General features: G+C 66.6%; 19 protein-coding genes. 8 read left to right on the forward strand and 11 right to left on the reverse strand.

Annotated elements, in window-relative coordinates:
* The first annotated feature begins 213 nt into the window (after window positions 1–213).
* The 7 genes from sdhC to ACJASC_RS01500 are packed head-to-tail and all read left to right on the forward strand — an operon-like array spanning window position 214 to window position 5,776.
* Window positions 214–597, forward strand: a complete 384-nt coding sequence (gene sdhC / locus ACJASC_RS01470; RefSeq protein ID WP_415142921.1) for a succinate dehydrogenase, cytochrome b556 subunit — start codon at window positions 214–216, stop codon at window positions 595–597.
* An 11-nt stretch (window positions 598–608) separates the two neighbouring features.
* Window positions 609–980 (forward strand): succinate dehydrogenase, hydrophobic membrane anchor protein, encoded by a 372-nt coding sequence (gene sdhD / locus ACJASC_RS01475; protein WP_415142923.1) that lies wholly within the window; start codon window positions 609–611, stop codon window positions 978–980.
* 14 nt (window positions 981–994) lie between these two features.
* A complete protein-coding gene (gene sdhA / locus ACJASC_RS01480) occupies window positions 995–2,800 on the forward strand; it encodes a succinate dehydrogenase flavoprotein subunit (RefSeq protein WP_415142925.1) in 1,806 nt (601 codons plus the stop codon).
* Window positions 2,800–3,087, forward strand: a complete 288-nt coding sequence (locus ACJASC_RS01485) for a hypothetical protein (RefSeq protein ID WP_415142927.1) — start codon at window positions 2,800–2,802, stop codon at window positions 3,085–3,087. Before sdhA ends, ACJASC_RS01485 begins: the two co-directional genes overlap by 1 nt.
* Window positions 3,084–4,151, forward strand: coding sequence for a polysaccharide pyruvyl transferase family protein (locus tag ACJASC_RS01490; protein ID WP_415142929.1), 1,068 nt, complete (start codon window positions 3,084–3,086; stop codon window positions 4,149–4,151). The genes ACJASC_RS01485 and ACJASC_RS01490 overlap by 4 nt, the downstream gene beginning before the upstream one ends.
* 3 nt (window positions 4,152–4,154) lie before the next feature.
* Window positions 4,155–4,934: a succinate dehydrogenase iron-sulfur subunit gene (locus ACJASC_RS01495; protein WP_021693688.1), complete on the forward strand. Its 780-nt coding sequence runs from the start codon at window positions 4,155–4,157 to the stop codon at window positions 4,932–4,934.
* The gene (locus ACJASC_RS01500; protein ID WP_415142932.1) at window positions 4,934–5,776 is read left to right on the forward strand and encodes an urea carboxylase-associated family protein; all 843 of its coding nucleotides are present in this window, start codon (window positions 4,934–4,936) and stop codon (window positions 5,774–5,776) included. Before ACJASC_RS01495 ends, ACJASC_RS01500 begins: the two co-directional genes overlap by 1 nt.
* Here ACJASC_RS01500 and deoD read toward each other — a convergent pair.
* The 3 genes from deoD to ACJASC_RS01515 form a co-directional block, all read right to left on the reverse strand.
* Window positions 5,773–6,477: a purine-nucleoside phosphorylase gene (gene deoD, locus ACJASC_RS01505; RefSeq protein WP_415142934.1), complete on the reverse strand. Its 705-nt coding sequence runs from the start codon at window positions 6,475–6,477 to the stop codon at window positions 5,773–5,775. The genes ACJASC_RS01500 and deoD overlap by 4 nt on opposite strands.
* A 57-nt stretch (window positions 6,478–6,534) precedes the next feature.
* Window positions 6,535–6,855: an H-NS histone family protein gene (locus ACJASC_RS01510; protein WP_415142936.1), complete on the reverse strand. Its 321-nt coding sequence runs from the start codon at window positions 6,853–6,855 to the stop codon at window positions 6,535–6,537.
* A 95-nt stretch (window positions 6,856–6,950) separates the two neighbouring features.
* On the reverse strand, window positions 6,951–8,444 hold the full coding sequence (locus ACJASC_RS01515) for a methylmalonyl-CoA mutase family protein (protein ID WP_415142938.1): 1,494 nt from the start codon (window positions 8,442–8,444) through the stop codon (window positions 6,951–6,953).
* A gap of 337 nt (window positions 8,445–8,781) precedes the next feature.
* Between ACJASC_RS01515 and ACJASC_RS01520 the strand changes: the two genes are divergently transcribed.
* Entirely contained in the window at window positions 8,782–10,200 is a 1,419-nt protein-coding gene (locus ACJASC_RS01520; protein ID WP_415142940.1) for a 1-acyl-sn-glycerol-3-phosphate acyltransferase, read from the forward strand.
* On the opposite strand, the gene ACJASC_RS01525 is transcribed toward ACJASC_RS01520, so the two are convergent.
* From ACJASC_RS01525 to ACJASC_RS01560, 8 genes are all read right to left on the reverse strand, one after another.
* Window positions 10,172–11,707 carry an AAA family ATPase gene (locus ACJASC_RS01525; protein ID WP_415142942.1) on the reverse strand — a complete coding sequence of 512 codons (1,536 nt, stop codon included), beginning with the start codon at window positions 11,705–11,707 and terminating at the stop codon, window positions 10,172–10,174. The two genes, ACJASC_RS01520 and ACJASC_RS01525, sit on opposite strands and share 29 nt — an antisense overlap.
* Before the next feature lie 50 nt (window positions 11,708–11,757).
* Window positions 11,758–11,949, reverse strand: coding sequence for a hypothetical protein (locus ACJASC_RS01530; RefSeq protein WP_415142944.1), 192 nt, complete (start codon window positions 11,947–11,949; stop codon window positions 11,758–11,760).
* Between the two features lie 98 nt (window positions 11,950–12,047).
* Window positions 12,048–12,809: a TIGR02186 family protein gene (locus ACJASC_RS01535; protein ID WP_415142946.1), complete on the reverse strand. Its 762-nt coding sequence runs from the start codon at window positions 12,807–12,809 to the stop codon at window positions 12,048–12,050.
* The gene (locus ACJASC_RS01540; RefSeq protein WP_021693697.1) at window positions 12,806–13,723 is read right to left on the reverse strand and encodes a sulfite exporter TauE/SafE family protein; all 918 of its coding nucleotides are present in this window, start codon (window positions 13,721–13,723) and stop codon (window positions 12,806–12,808) included. Before ACJASC_RS01540 ends, ACJASC_RS01535 begins: the two co-directional genes overlap by 4 nt.
* An 88-nt stretch (window positions 13,724–13,811) precedes the next feature.
* Window positions 13,812–14,615, reverse strand: a complete 804-nt coding sequence (locus tag ACJASC_RS01545) for a purine-nucleoside phosphorylase (protein ID WP_415142948.1) — start codon at window positions 14,613–14,615, stop codon at window positions 13,812–13,814.
* Window positions 14,599–15,567, reverse strand: coding sequence for an ABC transporter permease (locus ACJASC_RS01550; RefSeq protein WP_021693699.1), 969 nt, complete (start codon window positions 15,565–15,567; stop codon window positions 14,599–14,601). The genes ACJASC_RS01545 and ACJASC_RS01550 overlap by 17 nt, the downstream gene beginning before the upstream one ends.
* Window positions 15,568–15,571: 4 nt before the next feature.
* Window positions 15,572–16,693, reverse strand: coding sequence for an ABC transporter permease (locus ACJASC_RS01555; protein WP_415142950.1), 1,122 nt, complete (start codon window positions 16,691–16,693; stop codon window positions 15,572–15,574).
* Between the two features lies 1 nt (window position 16,694).
* Complete coding sequence (locus ACJASC_RS01560) at window positions 16,695–18,296, reverse strand: ABC transporter ATP-binding protein (protein ID WP_415142952.1); 1,602 nt, start codon at window positions 18,294–18,296, stop codon at window positions 16,695–16,697.
* Window positions 18,297–18,336 lie beyond the last annotated feature (40 nt).

Raw genomic sequence — 18,336 nt, forward strand, 5'->3', positions numbered from 1 at the left:
GGACATGCCCGGGCCCCAAACCTCGCCATTCCGACCTTCTTGCGTGATCACGGTTTCGAAGACTGTGATCACAGCTGGCGGATTCTCGCCCTCCGTAACGATTTTTCCTTGGTTTTGGCAGTCGTCCCGGGTGACAGGCCGCCCAAAATCGCTAGGGATAAGCCAGCCGGGGCCGCCCATGCGCAGGCCCGCACGCCAGATAAGGACGACGCCATGGCCGACGTGAACCGGGGCAACCGCCCGCTTTCGCCCCATATGACGATCTACAGATGGCCGATCACCGCGATCACCTCGATCCTCACGCGGATCACCGGCAATGCCATGATCGTGTCGGCCGCGCTGATCGTCTGGTGGTTCGCCGCCGCCGCCGCCGGGCCCGAGAGCTTTGCCACCGCCGACGGGTTCCTGCGCAGCTGGTTCGGCGATCTGGTGATGTTCTTCTCGGTGCTGGGCCTGTGGTATCACACCCTGGCGGGCATCCGGCACCTGATCTGGGACGAGGTGAAGCTTCTGGAGATCGACAAGGCCGAACTGCTCAGCCAGATCATCCTGATCGTCTCGGTCCTGCTGACCATCTTCACCGTCGTCGTACTCTGAGGGGCACCCGCATGGCTTACCTGACCGACCGCAAGCGTGCCCACGGCCTCGGGGCCTCGCACTCCGGCACCCGCCAGCATTGGCGCATGAGCATCTCCTCGGTGGCGCTCGCGATCCTGATCCCGCTCTTCGTCTTTACCTTCGGCGCCATTCTGGGCGGCACCTACGAAGAGGTGGTGATCTATTACCAGCGTCCGATCCCGGCGGCGATCGCGGTGCTGACCTTCATCGTCGGCTTCTGGCACTTCCGTGCCGGCGCGCAGATCATGATCGAGGATTACGCCCAGGGCTTCACCCGCAAGGCGCTGATCATCGGTGTGACCTGTCTTTCCTATGCTCTGGCCGCGATCGGCGTTCTCGCCCTGATCCGCCTCGCCCTCTGATCGGAGACCCCTCAATGGCAGCCTACGAATACGAGACCCACGAATTCGACGTGGTGGTGGTCGGCGCCGGTGGTGCCGGTCTGCGTGCGACCCTCGGCATGGCCGAGCAGGGTCTGCGCACCGCCTGCATCTCCAAGGTCTTTCCGACCCGCAGCCACACCGTGGCCGCACAGGGTGGCATCGCCGCCTCGCTTGGCAACATGGGCCCCGACAGCTGGCAATGGCACATGTACGACACGGTGAAGGGCTCCGACTGGCTCGGCGACACCGACGCCATGGAATACCTCGCCCGCGAGGCCCCTAAGGCGGTCTACGAGTTGGAGCATTACGGCGTGCCCTTCTCGCGCACCGAAGAGGGCAAGATCTACCAACGCCCCTTCGGCGGCCACACCACCGAATACGGCGAAGGCCCGCCGGTGCAGCGCACCTGCGCCGCCGCCGACCGCACCGGCCACGCGATCCTGCACACGCTCTATGGCCAGTCGCTCAAGCAGAAGGCCGAGTTCTACATCGAGTATTTCGCCATCGACCTGCTGATGGATGATGACGGCACCTGCCGCGGCGTCCTGGCGTGGAAGCTCGATGACGGCACGATGCATGTCTTTGCTGCCAAGACCGTGGTGCTGGCAACGGGTGGTTATGGCCGTGCCTATTTCTCCGCCACCTCGGCGCACACCTGCACCGGCGACGGCGGCGGCATGGTGGCGCGGGCAGGCCTGCCGCTACAGGACATGGAATTCGTGCAGTTCCACCCGACCGGCATCTACGGCGCTGGCTGCTTGATCACCGAAGGCGCGCGCGGCGAGGGCGGCTATCTTACCAACTCCGAGGGCGAGCGCTTCATGGAGCGCTATGCGCCGACCTACAAGGATCTCGCCTCGCGCGACGTGGTCTCGCGCTGCATGACCATGGAGATCCGCGAGGGGCGCGGCGTCGGCAAGGATGGCGACCACATCCACCTGCACCTCAACCACCTGCCGCCCGAGACCCTGGCCGAGCGTCTGCCCGGCATCTCCGAGTCGGCGCGGATCTTTGCGGGCGTGGATCTCACCAAGGAGCCGATCCCGGTGCTGCCGACCGTGCATTACAACATGGGCGGTATCCCGACGAACTACTGGGGCGAGGTGCTCAACCCCACGGCCGAGAACCCCGACGCGGTGACGCCGGGCCTGATGGCGGTGGGCGAGGCGGGCTGTGCGAGCGTTCATGGCGCCAACCGTCTCGGCTCCAACTCGCTCATCGACCTCGTGGTGTTCGGCCGCGCCGCGGCGATCCGGGCGCGCGAGGTGGTCGATCCCTCGACCACCGTGAAAGCCCCGGCCAAGGCGGCGATCGAAAAGGCGTTCGAGCGTTTCGATGGGCTGCGCCATGCCAAAGGCGGGACCCCCACCGCCGAGCTGCGGCTTGAAATGCAGCGCAACATGCAGGCCGATGCGGCGGTGTTCCGCACCGACAAGACCCTCGCCGAGGGCATGAAGAAGATGCAGGCGACGGCGGCGAAGATGGACGACATCCATGTCACCGACCGCAGCCTCGTGTGGAACTCGGACCTGATGGAGACGCTCGAGCTGGCCAACCTGATGCCCAACGCGCTGGCCACCATCACCGCCGCCGAGGCGCGCAAGGAGAGCCGCGGCGCCCATGCGCACGAGGATTATCCTGATCGCGACGACGAGATCTGGCGCAAGCACTCCCTCGCATGGATTGAGGGCAACACCGCGCGGCTCGATTATCGCCCGGTGCATCTCGACCCGCTGACCAAGGCGGAAGAGGGCGGCATCGATCTCAAGAAGATCGCACCCAAGGCGCGGGTCTACTGATGCGCGCGGCGCTGCTCCTGGCGCTGCCGCTGATGGCCGGGGCCTGTACGCAGACCCCGCTGTCGCCGCTCGACGCGGCGCGGGTCTGCGAACAGCGGGCCCGTGCGGCCCAGGGCCCGACGGGCAATGTCAGCATCGGTGCAAGCTCGCGCAGCGGGTTGTCATCGGGCATCTCGATCGGGGTGACCGACGACTATTTGCGCGGTCGCGACCCTTTCGAGGTCTATGAGAACTGCGTCGTGGCCCGCAGCGGCCAGATGCCAGTGCGCCCGCCGAGGCTCAGGTGAACGCGGCGGCGCGAACCGATCAGGAGGCATGGCACGATGCGGGCAACGCTTCGCATCTGCGCCATGTTCACCTGATCGACACGGCTTGCGCCTCCGACAATCTCGGCGACGAGATCATCATGGACCGGTGCCGCGCCGAAATCGCGCCGCTGCTGCGCGACGCCTATGTCACGACCTCGGCCGGGCATGACGGTCTCGGACCCTCGGGCCGCCGCGCCGCTGCCGCCGCCGACATCGTACTGATGCTCGGCACCAACGCGCTCTCTGCACGGTTCCGGCTCGGCTCGGACTACATGTGGCGGATCATGCCCCGCGACCTTTCCGCGCTGCGCGGCAAAGTCGTGCTGGTGGGAGTCGGCGGCAACCGCGACTTCGACCGCGTGCACCCGCTGCAGCGCCGCCTGTTGAGGCACGTCCTTTCGGCAAGGCACCTGCATTCGGTGCGTGATCACGTGGCGCTGCGCCTGCTTGAGGAGATCGGCCTCAAAGGCGTCATGACCTCCTGTCCGACCCTGTGGTCGGCGCCGCGTGAGATGGGCGGCGAGGGGCCGGCGCGGCGCGCGGTGTTCACGCTGACCCGCCATCTCGCGCATGACACCGACGCGGATTTGCTGGCGGGACTTCGCGAGGTCTATGACGAGGTCTGGTTCTGGCCGCAGCAGCCGCGCGATCTCGCGCATTTGCGACGCCTGCCCGGTCATGAAGCAGTGCGCCTGCTGCCGCCCAACCTTGCGGCCTATGACGCCTTTCTCGCCGCCGGAGCGGTCGACGTGGTCGGCACACGGCTGCACGGCACGATCCGCGGCCTGCATCATGGTCAACGCGTCCTCGTGGTCGAGGTCGATCACCGGGCGCGCGAGATCGCCGGTCGCTCGGGGCTCGCCTCCATCCGGCGCGACGAGATCGCGGCAGGCCTGCTGCCCGAGCGTCTGAACAGCGCTTGGCAGCAGACTCTGACCCTGCCTTCGGAGGCCATCTCGGCCTTCTTTGGCCAATTCGACCCAGCGTGGAGCCAGAGCCGGAAAACGGCCGCGGTTCCGACCCCCCATTTCGACAAGAGGTGACCCATGGTCCAACTGACGCTTCCCAAGAACAGCCGGATCACCCATGGCAAGACCTGGCCCAAGCCTGAGGGCGCGACCAATCTGCGCAAGGTCCAGATCTACCGTTGGAACCCCGATGACGGGAAAAATCCGCGCGTCGATACCTATTTCGTCGATGTCGACAATTGCGGGCCGATGATTCTCGACGCGCTGATCAAGATCAAGAGCGAGATCGATCCGACACTCACCTTCCGCCGGTCCTGCCGCGAAGGGATCTGCGGCTCCTGCGCGATGAGCATTGATGGCATCAACACGCTGGCCTGCACCTACGGCATCGACGAGGTGAAAGGCGACATCAAGATCTACCCGCTGCCGCACATGCCGGTGGTCAAGGATCTGATCCCCGACCTGACCCATTTCTATGCCCAGCACGCGAGCATCAAGCCGTGGCTGGAGACCGAGACCAACACGCCGGCCAAGGAATGGCGCCAGTCGATCGAGGATCGGCGCAAGCTCGATGGTCTTTACGAGTGCATCATGTGCGCTTCGTGTTCGACAGCCTGCCCATCCTACTGGTGGAACGGTGATCGCTATCTCGGGCCGGCCGCGCTCCTGCATGCCTATCGCTGGATCGTCGACAGCCGCGACGAGGCCACGGGCGAGCGGCTCGATGATCTCGAGGACGAGTTCAAGCTCTACCGCTGCCACACGATCATGAACTGCGCCAAGACCTGCCCAAAGGGTCTGAACCCCGCGAAAGCGATCCAGTCGATCAAGCACATGATGGTCGAGCGGGCCGTCTGATGACACAGCCGTCCGACGCCGATGCGCGCCGGGCGGCTCCCCCGGTTCTCGTCTATCCCGACGCGAGCCTGACGCCGCCGCCGATGGATCTCTACCTCCGGGCGGCGCAGAGCGCGCGGGAGGTGGCCCGGGTCACCGTGCCCCTGCGCGATGCAGCCGCGATCGAGGTGCCCGCAGGCCATATCCTGCGGCTCGGCTGTCCCGAGGGGCCTCAGGTCGGCGATCTCAATCTCTTTGCCCGGGGCGATCTTTCCGAGCGCTTCTTCTCCGGCAAGACCCGCGCCCTGCACGGCACGCATGTAAGCGTGGGCGACCGCCTGTGGTCCTGTTTCCCACATTTTCGTCCGATGGCCACGATCATCGCCGACAGCCTCGACTGGTACGGCACCGATGCCGACGGGGGATCGGTCCATGACGTGATCGGCACGCGCTGCGACCCCTATACGCATCGCCTGCTCTCGGGCGAGGATTACGACCGCTGCTGTCATTCCAACCTCACCCGCGCGCTGGCGGCGCATGAGGGGCTGTCGCTGGCCGAGGCCGAAGCGCATGTGCACGACGTGCTCAACGTCTTCATGTGCACGGGCTTTACCCGGGACAGCGGGCGTTACTTCATGAAGGCGAGTCCCGTGCGGGCGGGGGACCATCTCGATCTTTTCGCCGAGATCGACCTGCTCGCGGTGATGAGCGCCTGTCCGGGCGGCGACTGCGGGGCCGGGCATTCGAGCGATCATGCCGCCTGCCATCCGCTCTCCATGACGGTGCTGCGCCCGGAGCCGCAGGCGTTGAAGGGCTGGGACAGCCCGCAGCGCAACGGCTATGCAAGCGGGCACGGCGCCTAGGCGAAGGCCGCTTCGAGGGCGATCTCGACCATGTCGCCGAAGCTGCGCTCGCGCTCCATCGCCGGCAGGTCCTCTCCGGTGACGAGGTGGTCCGGCACGGTCAGCACGGCCAGAGCGCGCCGGCCGTGGCGGGCGGCCAGCGTATAGAGCTCCGCCGTCTCCATTTCCACGGCAAGGATGCCATGGCGCACCATTTGATCGTGCAGATCGGGGCGTTCGTCGTAAAACGTATCCGAGGAATAAATTCCTCCGACATGCACGGCAGTTCCCCGGCGCATGGCGGCGTCGTGAGCCGCGCGCAAAAGCCCGTAATCGGCGTGGGGCGCGTAATGGATTTCGCGCAGCATCGCGCGCGACGGGTTTCCGACGCTGGATGCCGTCACGGCGAGAATCACATCGCGCACCACAATATCAGCCTGCGTCGCGCCGCAGGAGCCGATGCGGATCAGGGTCCGCGCGTCATAGTCGCGGATCAGCTCGTTGGCATAGATCGACAGCGACGGCATCCCCATGCCCGACCCTTGAATGGTCACCTCGTGACCGCGCCATTTCCCGGTAAAGCCGAACATGCCGCGCACTTCGTTGATGCAGCGCGGCGCATCGAGAAAGGTTTCCGCAGCCCATTTCGCCCGAAGCGGGTCGCCGGGAAGAAGTACGGTCTGCGCGATTTCGCCGGGGGCCGCGCCGATATGCGTACTCATGCGCCGCTCGCCTGAAAAGAGAAAGCGGCCGGGCAAAGTCGCCCGGCCAATAAGGATTCAGATCTCGAAATCGGAAAGAGGACGGCCGGCGGCCTCCGCCTCGTTGATCCAGCGCGGTTTTCTGCCGCGACCGGACCAAGTCTGGTTCGAGTCTTCGGGGTTGCGATATTTTGCGGGGTTCTTGGTCTTGGTTTTCCGGCCCTTGCTTGCGGACTCCGCAAGTTCGGCAAGAGAGAACCCGTGTTCTGCAGCGGCACGCTCGGCGGCGTCCAATGCCGCTTTACGCTCGCGCTGGGAAACGGTCGACAACGCCTCGTCGATATCCTTGCGAAGCTTTTCGAGTTCCTTGCGGGACAACTCGTGGAGATTGGTGTTCATGTAGATGTTCTTCCTGCTGAATGATCCCAGTATTGATCATTGTTCATTGCAATGATCAACAAGAAGCTGTGACCTGTCTAAAAGGGTAGGGTGGCTTAATTCGACGCGGATCTTCTTGAAATGATCAAGTTTGCCAAATCGTCAAGTAGGGCCGGGGCAGTTGTTTCGCCAATATTTCGTAGCGTCATCGAACCCGCGAATTCCTCGAGGCCAAGCCACTCCTCTCCCGATGCGATAAAGCCCAACACCGGGATCGATCCAAAGCCGGCCTTTTGCAGGTCGACCAGAATGCTCGTGGTCATTTGCGCCGATTGCGTGGAGGCCAAGCAAAAGATCAGGACATGGGGCCGTTCGCGCGAGACCGCTTGGGTTATTGTGGCAGGTGACAGGCGCGCGCCGGGATCGCGGATATCGACACCGCAATCTTTTGCCGCGCGAAAGACGGGGTGCTCGATCCAAGGGCGACCATCGAGGCCCGGGCGCACCAGCAACAGCGTGACGGGACGTGCGAGTCCCTGCGCCGCTTGTTGCAGGCGCGCCTGCGCCAGGGCCAGATCGGCTGGCGGCATCGGCTGAGCGTGGGAGACGGGCCGCGACCGGGCCGGAAGCGCGGCGGCCAGCACCGCGGCCCATTCGCCGGTCGTCACCCCCGCCTTGGCGCAGGCGACCGAAGGACCCATGACGTTGATGCCGCGTTTCGCGGCCTCGCGTAGTGCCAGCAGCGATTTCTGAACGGCGTTGCCGTCCCGCTCCTGACGCCACCGCGCAAGCGCGGCGTTCCGCTCGGGACCGGCCTCGCCAGCGGTGTCGGTGGCCGGCGAAGGGGGCGCGATTTGCAAAGGACCGTGGTCACAGGTGAACGTGCCTTCTGCCTCGCGCCGCGCGAGAGTCGCGCGCAGGACATCGATTTCGGGCGGCGATATGCCGGCAAAGCCCGGACCCTTCTCGTCGGAATAGAGCACCAGATCCTCGCGCGGGGCAAACCCCGCCCCGTACCGTTCCGTGAGCAGTGCGTGCCACAGCTGCGCCAAATATGCGCCCGCTGCGCGGTCGCCAAGCGTATCGCCGGGCATGACGAACTCGATGCCTTCAGCGGCTGCAAAAAGATGCTGTGGCCTCTCACGCCGCGACGTCGCGGCCAGCAGTGCCAGCCCCGATTGCAATGCCATTGCGAGCGGCAGCACCGGGTCACCGTCCATCGGGGCCGCGACCGGCAGCCGTGCACCGCGCATCTGCGGCAGGGCGCGCCGGCTCCATGACAGCGTGTCAGCGGCAAGATCGAGGGCCGCCTCGGCCGACCAGGCCGGGGACGCTGGGCCTTGGCAGATCCGGATTGCATCGTTGCACAGCGCACCTTGCAGCGCCGACGCCCCTTCCGGGCTCCGCTCGGCCCAAGCCGCAAGCATGGCCAGGATCCACGGGCCCGTCGCGTCCGAGGCGATCACCACCGGAACGGAAGCCTCCTTTGGCAGCAAGGCCGCGAGGTCGCCCAGATGGCTGATGGCGGGTCCGTCCCGACCCACCGCCCCCATGGCCAGCGGATGATCGGAATCGAACCCCGCGCGCGTCGGCAGATCGGGACGCAGCACGAGGGGCGTGGCATCTTCGGGTCGCCGGGGCGGGGAAGGAGGAACGGTCATGGCATCGTCCGGTTCGCATGGGCGGGCAGGCGCCTGATCCCGCAGCGCAGGTTCGGGTCGCCTTTACACGATTGTCTCTCGCATTCTGCGGTCCTTCATGATGGGCACTCGGTCCCGAGGCGTCCAGCCCGGTCGCCCTATCACGGCGCCGGGAGCACCGGCAGGGCCATCCGAAGACCCCAGTGTGTTCCAAACGCATCGTTCCGGCGCGTGAAAGCAGGGCAAGTGCGGGGGAGGGGCCTCTCGCACGCTACCCTCGGGCGCCGGATTGCGTCAGGGTCGGCCCATGTTCCGCCCTGTCGAAATCCCGCTCTGGCTGCTCGTGCTGATCGTGCTGTTTGCGGCGGTCACCTTCGCATCGCATTTCCTGTTTCCCTCGGTACGCTGGTTCTTTCGCAAGCGCATGGAGCGTGCCGTGGCGCGGCTCAATACGAGGCTGGCGCGCCCGATCGAGCCGTTCAAGCTGGCGCGGCGTCACGACATGATTCAGCGGCTCATCTACGATCCCGCCGTCGCACAAGCCGTCGTCGAACATGCACAGAGCCACGGCGTTCCCGAGAACGTGGCCTTCGAGCAGGCCCGCGACTATGCGCGCGAAATCGTGCCGTCCTTTTCGGCGACCGCCTATTTCACCTTCGGCATCCGGCTTGCCAAATGGCTCAGCCGGGCGCTCTACCGGATCCGTCTCGGGGCTTTCGACCGGGACGAACTGGATGCGATCGACGCGAACGCGGCGGTAGTCTTCGTGATGAACCACCGCTCCAACATGGATTACGTTCTGGTGACATGGCTTGCCGCGCGGACCTCGGCGCTGTCCTACGCGGTGGGCGAATGGGCGCGGGTCTGGCCGCTGTCGCCGGTGATCCGGGCGATGGGGGCCTATTTCATCCGCAGACGCGACCGCGGCGTGCTCTATCGCCGGGTGTTGCAACGCTATGTTCAGATGGCGACGGCGGGGGGCGTGACGCAGGCGATCTTTCCCGAGGGCGGGCTGAGTCTCACGGGGCGCGTGGCCGCTCCCAAGACCGGGCTTTTGGGGCATATCGTCGAAGATTTCGCGAACCACCGCCGCGACGTGATCTTCGTGCCGGTGGCGCTCAATTACGACCGCGTGCTCGAGGACCGGGTGCTGATCGGCGCCGCCGAGGCAGGCGGTCGGCGGTTCCGCGTTCCGGCTTCGCGGCTGGCGGGGGCCGTTCTGGGGCATCTGGGGCAACGGCTCACGAGAAGGTTTCGCGGCTATGGCACCGCCTCGGTCGGTTTCGGGCAGCCGCTGTCGTTGGCCGAGTTCTTGGGAGACGAGGCCCCGGGCCCGCAGGATACGGCGCGGCTGTCGAAGGAGATGATGCGCCGGATCGAGGCGGTGATGCCGGTGCTGCCGGTGCCGCTCGTCGCGGGGATCCTGCTCGACGCCTCGCCCTTGCCGTCCGCGCGGATCGAGATCCGCGTCGCGGCCCGTCTGGGCATGCTACATGCGCGCGGCGTGGCGCTGCCGCGCCGCGATGCCGCGCGGATCACGGCGGATGCGTTGAACAACCTCAAGCAGCGCGGGCTGGTGATCGAAGGCGGCGAGGGGCTGGCGCCCGCTGCAGGGGCTGAGCCGGTGCTGCGGTTTTACGCAGCCTCGGTCGCGCATCACTTCGAGCCTGTGCGACTCGCGGCCCCGGCCGCGGAACTCAGCCCTCCTGCGCCGTCGGTGCGCTGAGTTCGAAGGAGGCGGCGGGGGCTACGAGGTCGTCGGTGTTCAGGTTGTCGCCCGGCTTGGCCAGCATCGAGCGCACCACCCAGCGCAGCTCGCGCTCGGCGCGGGTGATCGCGACATAGGCCAGCCGTTTCCACAGGGGTTGTCCGGCCTCGACCCGGCCCATGCGCGCCGCGATCTCGATGTCGGGGGCAAAGACCTGCACCGTGTCCCATTGTGAACCTTGGGCCTTGTGGATCGTGACGGCCGCGCCATGCAGGAAGGTGGCGCCCATCCGCGCCGCATAAGGGATGAAGGGCTCGGCGTCGCCCTCCTGCTCGATCCGCACGATCGAGGCTGCCGAAAGCTGCGGCTCGGGCGCGCCCATTACGTGCAGCCGCGAAAACCCCGGCTTGCGCCCGGGGCCCATATAGACCACCTGCGCGCCCTTGATCAGGCCGCGCGCCTCCAGATCGAGCCGCTTCTTGCGATGCTTCAGCGGCAGTTCGATCCCGTCGCAGATCAGCGGCTCGCCCGGCAGCAGGTCGCCCTCTGGCGCGCCGTAAGCGGCGCGGAAGGCATGGATCAGACGGATGCGCGTGGCGTTGCGCCACACGAGAACCGGCGAGCGGGCCATCAGCTCGGCCTCGACCCGCCGCGCCATGACGACGCGTTCGTCGCGGTTCGCGGCCTCCTGCACCAGTCGCTCGAAGGCGTAGAAATCGACCTGCGGATCGGCCAGCGCATGGGCGAGATCGAGGATCGGATTGTCAGCGTCCTGCCGGTGGATGCGATGCAGGACATGCTTGTCGGCGTCTTTCATGGTATCGAACACCATGCCGCCCGAGGATTGCACCGGGGGCAGCTGCGCCGGGTCGCCGAACAGCACCAGCGTCGGGAAGATCTCCTTGAGATCCTCGACCTGTTTCTCGTCGAGCATCGAAGATTCGTCGATGAATCCGATGTCGAGCGGCTCCTCGCGGCGCTTCCAGCCGGTGATGAAGTCCGATCCCCTGAGACCGGCGGCGGCCAGTGCGGCGGGCACCGAGCCATGGGTGGCGAAGGCGCTGGCGGCGCGGGCCAGGGCCTCTTCGGTGAGGCCCTCGATGTTGGGCTTTTCGCCCTCGCCGCCGAGCCATTCGGCGATCTTCTCGTATTCGGGGTCGTAGACCGGCGTATAGAGAATGCGGTGGATCGTCGTCGCAGGGACGCCGCGATTGCGCAGCACGCTCGCCGCCTTGTTGGTCGGCGCGAGAACGGCCAGCGTGCGTCGGTCTTTCTTGCGGCGCCCCTCCCAATCGCCCGAGACGATGTCGACGCCCGCTTTCTTGAGGGCGGCGGTCAGCTCCGCGAGCAGCAGCGTCTTGCCGGAGCCTGCCTTGCCGATGACGGCGATGGTGCGCTGCGCGTCCGAGGCGGGCGCGCTCAGCAATTCGTCGTCGAGATCGATGCCGCTGAGCCGCAGAAGCTGCGTCACGGCATCCCAGGCTTCGGCCTGGTCGGAGGAGTACGTCACGGCGGGAAGTGTCATGGCGCGACCCTACCCGCGCGCCGCGACAGGGGCCAGAGGGGGCGCTGCGCCTAATCGGCGCGGTGGCGCGCGGATGTCGGGGCTTCGGCGCGCTCACCCGGTCGGCCTGACGGGATGAGCGCCAGTTCGTGCGCGGCCTGACCGGCCACCTCCGAAAGCCGACGCGCCAGCTGGGGCAGGCCGTTGCGGCTGGCATAGGATTCGAGATCGACCAACACGTCGAACATCCATCGATGTGACATCGGTGCTCCTTTTAGGCTGTAACAGGCCCCCCGGACCGAAGCTAGCATGCCAAAGCGCCCCTGCGGGAGCCTTGGAATAGGGGGGATTTTAGCGGCTCTCAGCGACGCCAGCCCGTAAAGGCCGCCGAAGCCGCCCAGCCCGCCGCGATCGCCAGCGCCAGCGACAAGAGCCCATAGAGCGCGGCCTGCTCCCGCGAGAAGTCGTAGAGCCAGCGTTCGACGCCGACCTTGCGCACGCCGATCACCGTCTCGTAGCTGTCTATCACCTTGCCGCCCCGTGTCAGGAAGATCCGCGTGGTGTAGTTGCCCGCGACGAGATCGGCGGGCAGGGCGAGCGAGGTGCGAAACAGCGTTTCGCGGTCGAGATCGACACCTCCCTCCTGCAGCCGGTAGACGTCCTGCGCCTTGCGGATCCGCACCAGCGCCGCGACGTGGTTCGCCGTCTCGAAGGCGCGATTGCCCGCCGCGCGGATCGCGCGCGAGATCGACACAGCCAGCCGCAGATCCTCGGTGATGCTGAGAACCTCGCCCAGCGGCGCGGTGGTGGCGACGGCGTAGAAGGAGGGGGCGCCCTCGATCCGCACGGCGTCGGCGTTGATCCAGATCCCGGCGCGGCGCTCCTTGTGGCGCACGATGGCGGTCTCGGGGGGGCCGGCGACGGTGACGATCACCTCAAGCGGGTCCGCGTTCACCGGGGGCGGCGCTTCTCGGTGCACCGCACCGAAGATCAGGATGTCGGAGCCGTCGAAGGTGGCGGTGATCGCGACCTGATCGCGGCTCAGCCCAAGCACGATCTCCTCGGCGCGCGCCATATGGCCGGGCAGGGTGATCGCGACGAGCAGCAGCGCCAGCCGGATCATGACGGGGCCACCGATTGGATCTCGTAAAGTTCGGCGGGCCGCAGCACGAGGCCCAGAGCCAGCTGCCCGCAGACCGCCAGCACGAGGAGCGCAAGCAGGATGCGCAGCTGCTCGGCCTTCATTCGCGCGCCTATCCTTGTGCCGAGCTGCGCGCCGATCACCCCCCCCGCGATGAGCAGAAGCGCCAGCGCGATATCGACCGTCTGGTTGGTCACGGCGTGCAGCATTGTGGTGAAGGCGGTGACGAAGATGATCTGGAACAGCGATGTGCCGATCACCACCTTGGTCGGCATGCCGAGCAGGTAGATCATCGCGGGCACCATGACGAAGCCGCCGCCGACCCCCATGATCGCCGCCAGCACACCCACAGACAGCCCCACCAGCAATGGCGGGATCGCCGAGATGTAGAGCCCCGAGACTCGGAACTTCATCTTGAGCGGCAGCGCATGGACCCAGTAGTGCTTGCGCCGCTTGGGCCGCGCGCCGGGGCGGCGCGACTTCAGCAGCGCGTTCAGGCTCTCGACCAGCATCATCGCGCCGACCGTGCCGAGAAAGATCACGTAGCTCAGCTCAACTAGCAGGTCGACCTGGCCGCGCGCGCGCAGCCAGTTGAACACCGCCATGCCGAGGCCCGAGCCCACGAGGCCACCCGCGAGCAGCACCGCGCCCATCGTCATGTCAACGGTGCGGCGCCTCAGATGTCCCAGAAGGGCCGAGAAGGACGAGGCGACGATCTGGTTGGTCGAGGTGGCGACGGCCACGGCGGGCGGAATGCCCGCGAGGAACAGGAGCGGCGTGATCAGGAACCCGCCGCCGACGCCGAACATGCCCGACAACACCCCCACCAGCCCACCGAGGCCGAGGATCAGGAAGATGTTGACCGACACCTCGGCAATGGGGAGGTAGAGCTGCATGCGAAGCCTTTTGCGCTGGGGCCGATTAAGGCAGCCGCGGCAGGCTTTTCCAAGCCCCCGGCGCAAAGAATGCCGCGTTGCGGCGCGATCAGCCCATGTCGCGCAGCATCCGGCGTAGCACCTGTTCCAGCTTGGCCGCACCCAAGGGCGCCATCGCCTTGGTGTGCTCGTGGCCGATGTTCTCGTCGGACATGCCGGCGGCCATGTTGGTGATCGCCGAGATGGCCAGCGCCTTCATACCCATGAAGCGCGCGAGGATCACCTCGGGCACCGTCGACATGCCAACCGCGTCGGCACCGAGGGTTCGGATCGCGCGAATCTCGGCCGGGGTCTCGAAGGAGGGGCCGGAATACCAGGCATAGACGCCCTCATGCATCTCGACCCCCTCGGCCCGCGCCGCCGCGTGCAGCTTGGCTCGCAGCTCCGGGTCATGCGCGTCGCCCATCGGCACAAAGCGCGCATCGGTCGTCTCCCCGATCAGCGGGTTCAGCCCCGAGAAGTTGATGTGGTCCGAGAGCGCCATGATCGAGCCGGTGGGCATCTCGGCGCGCAGCGACCCCGCGGCGTTGGTGAGGATCACCGCCTCGGCGCCAAGTTCCTTGAGCACCTCGAGCGGCAGTCGCATCTCGCCGGGATTGCCGCGCTCGTAGTAATGCGCGCGCCCGCCGAAGACGGCGACGCGCTGACCTTCGAGATCGCCCACGGCAAGTACCGGGTTGTGACCCGACACACCCGCATGCGGAAAGCCCGAAAGCTTGTCATAGGGGATGGTGACGCCATCGACGGCGCCTGCGATGTGGCCGAGGCCGGAGCCGAGGATCAGCCCGTATCTGACAGGCTCGGCCCCGGCCTGGGCCTTGATCAGGCCCGCGAGTTCAACGCTCTTTGACATAGGGTTCGCCTCCGGCGCGGGGCGGGATCGCGCGGCCGACAAAGCCTGCGAGGATCACCACCGTGAGAATATAGGGAAGGGCGTCGAGAAGCTGCACGCCCACTTCGAAGCCGAGCGTACCCTCGATCACGTCGGGGCGCAGGGCGATCGCCTGCAGGAAGCCGAACAGCAGGCAGGCACCAAGCGCGTACCACGGCCGCCACTTGGCGAAGATCAGCGCGGCGAGCGCGATATAGCCGCGCCCCGCCGTCATGTCCTTGACGAAGCCCGCCTGAAGACCGGTCGAGAGATAGGCTCCGGCAAGGCCGGTGAGCAGGCCGCAGATCGCCACGGCGGCAAAGCGCAGCCCGACGACCGAGATGCCGGCGGTATCGACGGCGGCGGGGTTCTCGCCCACTGCGCGCAGCCGCAGGCCGAAGCGGGTGCGAAACAGCACCCACCAGGTCAGCGGCACCATCAGCAGGCCCACATAGACCAGCAGCGTGTGCCCCGAGATCAGCTCGGCATAGATCGGGCCGAGGACAGGGATGTCGCGGATTTCGGACACGAAGGGCAGGTCGATGCTCTCGAACCGCGCATTGCCCGAGAGCTGCGGCGTGCGTCCGCCCTGTCCGAACCAGCTCTGCGCGATGACGACCGTGATGCCCGCGGCGAGGAAGTTGATCGCGACGCCGGAAATCAGCTGGTTGCCCCTGAAGGTGATCGAGGCGAGGCCGTGAATGCCCGAGAGCATCAAGGCCGCGCCGATCCCCGCCAGCGTGCCGATCAGCACCGAGCCGGTAACGGCCGCGACGGCGGCGGTGAGGAAAGCCGAGGCCAGCATCTTGCCTTCGAGACCGATGTCGAAAATACCCGCGCGCTCGGAAAAGAGCCCGGCGAGACAGGCAAGCAGCAGCGGCGTGGCAAGCCGGATGGTGGTGTCGAGCACCTGCAGAAGGGTCAGGAAATCCATGGGCTCACTCCGCCGGTTCGGTCTTGCGGGCGGGCTTCGGCGCGGGCCGCAGCCTCAGGAACATCGCCTCGAGCGGCATTCGCACCATGTTGTCGAGCGCGCCGGTGAAGAGGATCACGAGGGCCTGGATCACCACGATCAGCTCGCGCGGGATCGAGGTCCACAGCGCCAGCTCGGCGCCGCCCTGATAGAGGAAGCCGAAGAGCAGCGCTGCGAGCAGCACGCCGAAGGGATGGCTGCGCCCCATCAACGCCACCGCGATGCCGATGAAACCGGCGCCCTCGACGGCGTTGAGCACGAGGCGCTCGGCCTCGCCCATGACGTTGTTGATCGCCATCATCCCCGCGAGACCGCCGGAGATCAGCATGGTCACGACGATGATCCGGGTGGGCGAGATGCCCGCGTATTTCGCCGCCGATTCCGATTGGCCGAAGGCGCGGATCTCATAGCCCAGACGGGTGCGCCAGATCAGCGCCCAGACGGCGACGCAGGCCAGCAGCGCCACGAAGAACGACACGTTCACCGGCGCGCCCCGGAACAGCGCGGTCTCGGCGGTCGAGAACATGTCCTGGAAGGTCGGCAGATGCGTGGCCTCTGGGAAGCGGCCCGTGGCGGGCTCCATCGAGCCCGAGGGTTTGAGCGCGCCGATCAGCAGGTAGTTCAGCAGCGCCGCGGCGATGAAGTTGAACATGATCGTGGTGATCACGATGTGGCTGCCGCGCTTGGCCTGAAGCCAGGCCGGGATCAGAGCCCAGGCCGCGCCGAAGAGTGCCGCGCCCACCGCGCCGCCCAGAAGCGCGAGGCTCCAATGCGGCCAAGGGATATAGAGCGCGATCAGCGCCACGCCGAGGCCGCCCAGCATCGCCTGGCCCTCGCCGCCGATGTTGAACAGGCGCGCATGGATGGCGATCGCCACGGCGAGGCCGGTAAAGATGAAATTGGTCGCGTAGTAGAGCGTGTAGCCCCAGGCGTAGGTCGAGCCCATCGAGCCGTCGACCATCAGCTTGAGGGCCGACCACGGGTTTTCGCCGATGGCAAGGATGACCAAGGCCGAGAGCAGGGCGGCGAGAAGCAGGCTGATCAGCGGGATCAGCACCACATCCGCCCATTGCGGCATCTTCTGCATCTCAGGCCTCCTTCGCGGCGCTGGCGCGCTTCTTGGCAAGGTTGGCCTCGATCTCGGCCTCGCTATGCGGTTTGTCCGTATCGGTGATGCCCGCCATCAGAAGACCAAGCTCGCGCTCGTCGGTCTCGGAGGGCAGGCGCTCGCCCATGATCTGGCCGTCGAACATCACCGCGATGCGATCCGACAGCGACATGATCTCGTCAAGCTCGACCGACACCAGCAGCACCGCCTTGCCCATGTCGCGCAGCGCCACGATCTGATCGTGGATGAACTCGATCGCGCCGATGTCGACGCCGCGCGTCGGCTGGCCGATCAGCAGCAGGTCGGGATTGCGTTCGATTTCGCGCGCCACGACGATCTTCTGCTGGTTGCCGCCCGAAAAGTTCTTGGCGGCGAGGTTCGGGTTCGGCGGGCGCACGTCGAAGCGCTCCATCTTCGCGGCGGCGTCAGCCTTGATGGCCGCGTTGTCCATGAAGACGCCTTTGTTGAATTCGGGCTTGTCGTGATAGCCGAAGGCCACGTTTTCCCAGGCCGTGAAGTCGAGGATCAACCCCTCGTGATGCCGGTCCTCGGGGACGTGGGCGATGCCGCGCGCGCGCCGGGTGCGGGCGTCGGACTTGGAGCCGGTGAGGTCGATCTCCTCGCCATTGAGCCGCACCTTGCCCTTGGCCTTGCGGTAGCCGCCCAGCACCTCGAGCAATTCGGACTGGCCGTTGCCCGCGACGCCGGCGAGGCCGAGGATCTCGCCCGCGCGGATCTCGATCCCGATGCCGCGCAATCGCTCGACGCCCTTGCTGTCGATCACGCGCAGGTTCTCGACCTCGAGGATCGTCTTGCCCGGCGTAGCGGGGGCCTTCTCGACCTGCAGCAGCACCTTGCGGCCGACCATCAGCTCGGCCAGTTCGGGCGGCGAGGTTTCGGCGGTCTGCACCGTCGCGGTCATCTCGCCGCGCCGCATCACGCTCACCGTGTCGGTGATCTCCATGATCTCGCGCAGCTTGTGGGTGATCAGGATGATCGTCTTGCCCTGATCGCGCAGCCCCTTGAGGATGCGGAACAGGTGGTCGGCCTCGGCCGGGGTCAGCACGCCGGTGGGCTCGTCGAGGATCAGGATGTCGGCCTGCCGGTAGAGCGCCTTGAGGATCTCGACCCGCTGCTGCATGCCGACGCCGATATCCTCGATCCGCGCGTCGGGGTCGATGTTGAGCTCGTATTCCGCGGCCAGCTGTTTGAGTTGGCGGCGCGCCTTGGCGAGCGACGGGCGCAGCATCGCGCCTTCCTCGGCGCCGAGCACGACGTTTTCGAGCACGGTAAAGTTCTGCACCAGCTTGAAATGCTGAAACACCATGCCGATCCCGGCGCGGATCGCGGCCTGGCTGTCGGGGATCTGGGTCGGGTGGCCATTGATGAAGATCTCGCCCGCATCGGCCTTGTAGAAACCATAGAGGATCGACATCAGCGTCGATTTGCCGGCGCCGTTCTCGCCGATGATGCCGTGGATCGTGCCGGGCATCACCCGGATCGAGATGTCCTTGTTGGCCTGCACGGGGCCAAAGGCCTTGGAGATGCCCTTGAGCTCGATCGCGGGGGTGTGGTCGGTCATGTGATGTCCGGTCCTCGGGTGCGAAACGGGGCCGCGCTTT

Origin of the sequence: Limimaricola cinnabarinus (assembly GCF_047631075.1) — a bacterium.
Classification (GTDB): domain Bacteria; phylum Pseudomonadota; class Alphaproteobacteria; order Rhodobacterales; family Rhodobacteraceae; genus Limimaricola; species Limimaricola cinnabarinus.

Excerpts from the sequence above, each read along its gene's own strand:
- sdhC (WP_415142921.1), top strand. The coding sequence starts at position 214 with ATGGCCGACGTGAACCGGGGCAACCGCCCGCTTTCGCCCCATATGACG.
- sdhD (WP_415142923.1), top strand. The coding sequence starts at position 609 with ATGGCTTACCTGACCGACCGCAAGCGTGCCCACGGCCTCGGGGCCTCG.
- sdhA (WP_415142925.1), top strand. The coding sequence starts at position 995 with ATGGCAGCCTACGAATACGAGACCCACGAATTCGACGTGGTGGTGGTC.
- ACJASC_RS01485 (WP_415142927.1), top strand. The coding sequence starts at position 2,800 with ATGCGCGCGGCGCTGCTCCTGGCGCTGCCGCTGATGGCCGGGGCCTGT.
- ACJASC_RS01495 (WP_021693688.1), top strand. The coding sequence starts at position 4,155 with ATGGTCCAACTGACGCTTCCCAAGAACAGCCGGATCACCCATGGCAAG.
- ACJASC_RS01500 (WP_415142932.1), top strand. The coding sequence starts at position 4,934 with ATGACACAGCCGTCCGACGCCGATGCGCGCCGGGCGGCTCCCCCGGTT.
- deoD (WP_415142934.1), bottom strand. The coding sequence starts at position 6,477 with ATGAGTACGCATATCGGCGCGGCCCCCGGCGAAATCGCGCAGACCGTA.
- ACJASC_RS01510 (WP_415142936.1), bottom strand. The coding sequence starts at position 6,855 with ATGAACACCAATCTCCACGAGTTGTCCCGCAAGGAACTCGAAAAGCTT.
- ACJASC_RS01520 (WP_415142940.1), top strand. The coding sequence starts at position 8,782 with ATGTTCCGCCCTGTCGAAATCCCGCTCTGGCTGCTCGTGCTGATCGTG.
- ACJASC_RS01525 (WP_415142942.1), bottom strand. The coding sequence starts at position 11,707 with ATGACACTTCCCGCCGTGACGTACTCCTCCGACCAGGCCGAAGCCTGG.
- ACJASC_RS01530 (WP_415142944.1), bottom strand. The coding sequence starts at position 11,949 with ATGTCACATCGATGGATGTTCGACGTGTTGGTCGATCTCGAATCCTAT.
- ACJASC_RS01535 (WP_415142946.1), bottom strand. The coding sequence starts at position 12,809 with ATGATCCGGCTGGCGCTGCTGCTCGTCGCGATCACCCTGCCCGGCCAT.
- ACJASC_RS01540 (WP_021693697.1), bottom strand. The coding sequence starts at position 13,723 with ATGCAGCTCTACCTCCCCATTGCCGAGGTGTCGGTCAACATCTTCCTG.
- ACJASC_RS01545 (WP_415142948.1), bottom strand. The coding sequence starts at position 14,615 with ATGTCAAAGAGCGTTGAACTCGCGGGCCTGATCAAGGCCCAGGCCGGG.
- ACJASC_RS01550 (WP_021693699.1), bottom strand. The coding sequence starts at position 15,567 with ATGGATTTCCTGACCCTTCTGCAGGTGCTCGACACCACCATCCGGCTT.
- ACJASC_RS01555 (WP_415142950.1), bottom strand. The coding sequence starts at position 16,693 with ATGCAGAAGATGCCGCAATGGGCGGATGTGGTGCTGATCCCGCTGATC.
- ACJASC_RS01560 (WP_415142952.1), bottom strand. The coding sequence starts at position 18,296 with ATGACCGACCACACCCCCGCGATCGAGCTCAAGGGCATCTCCAAGGCC.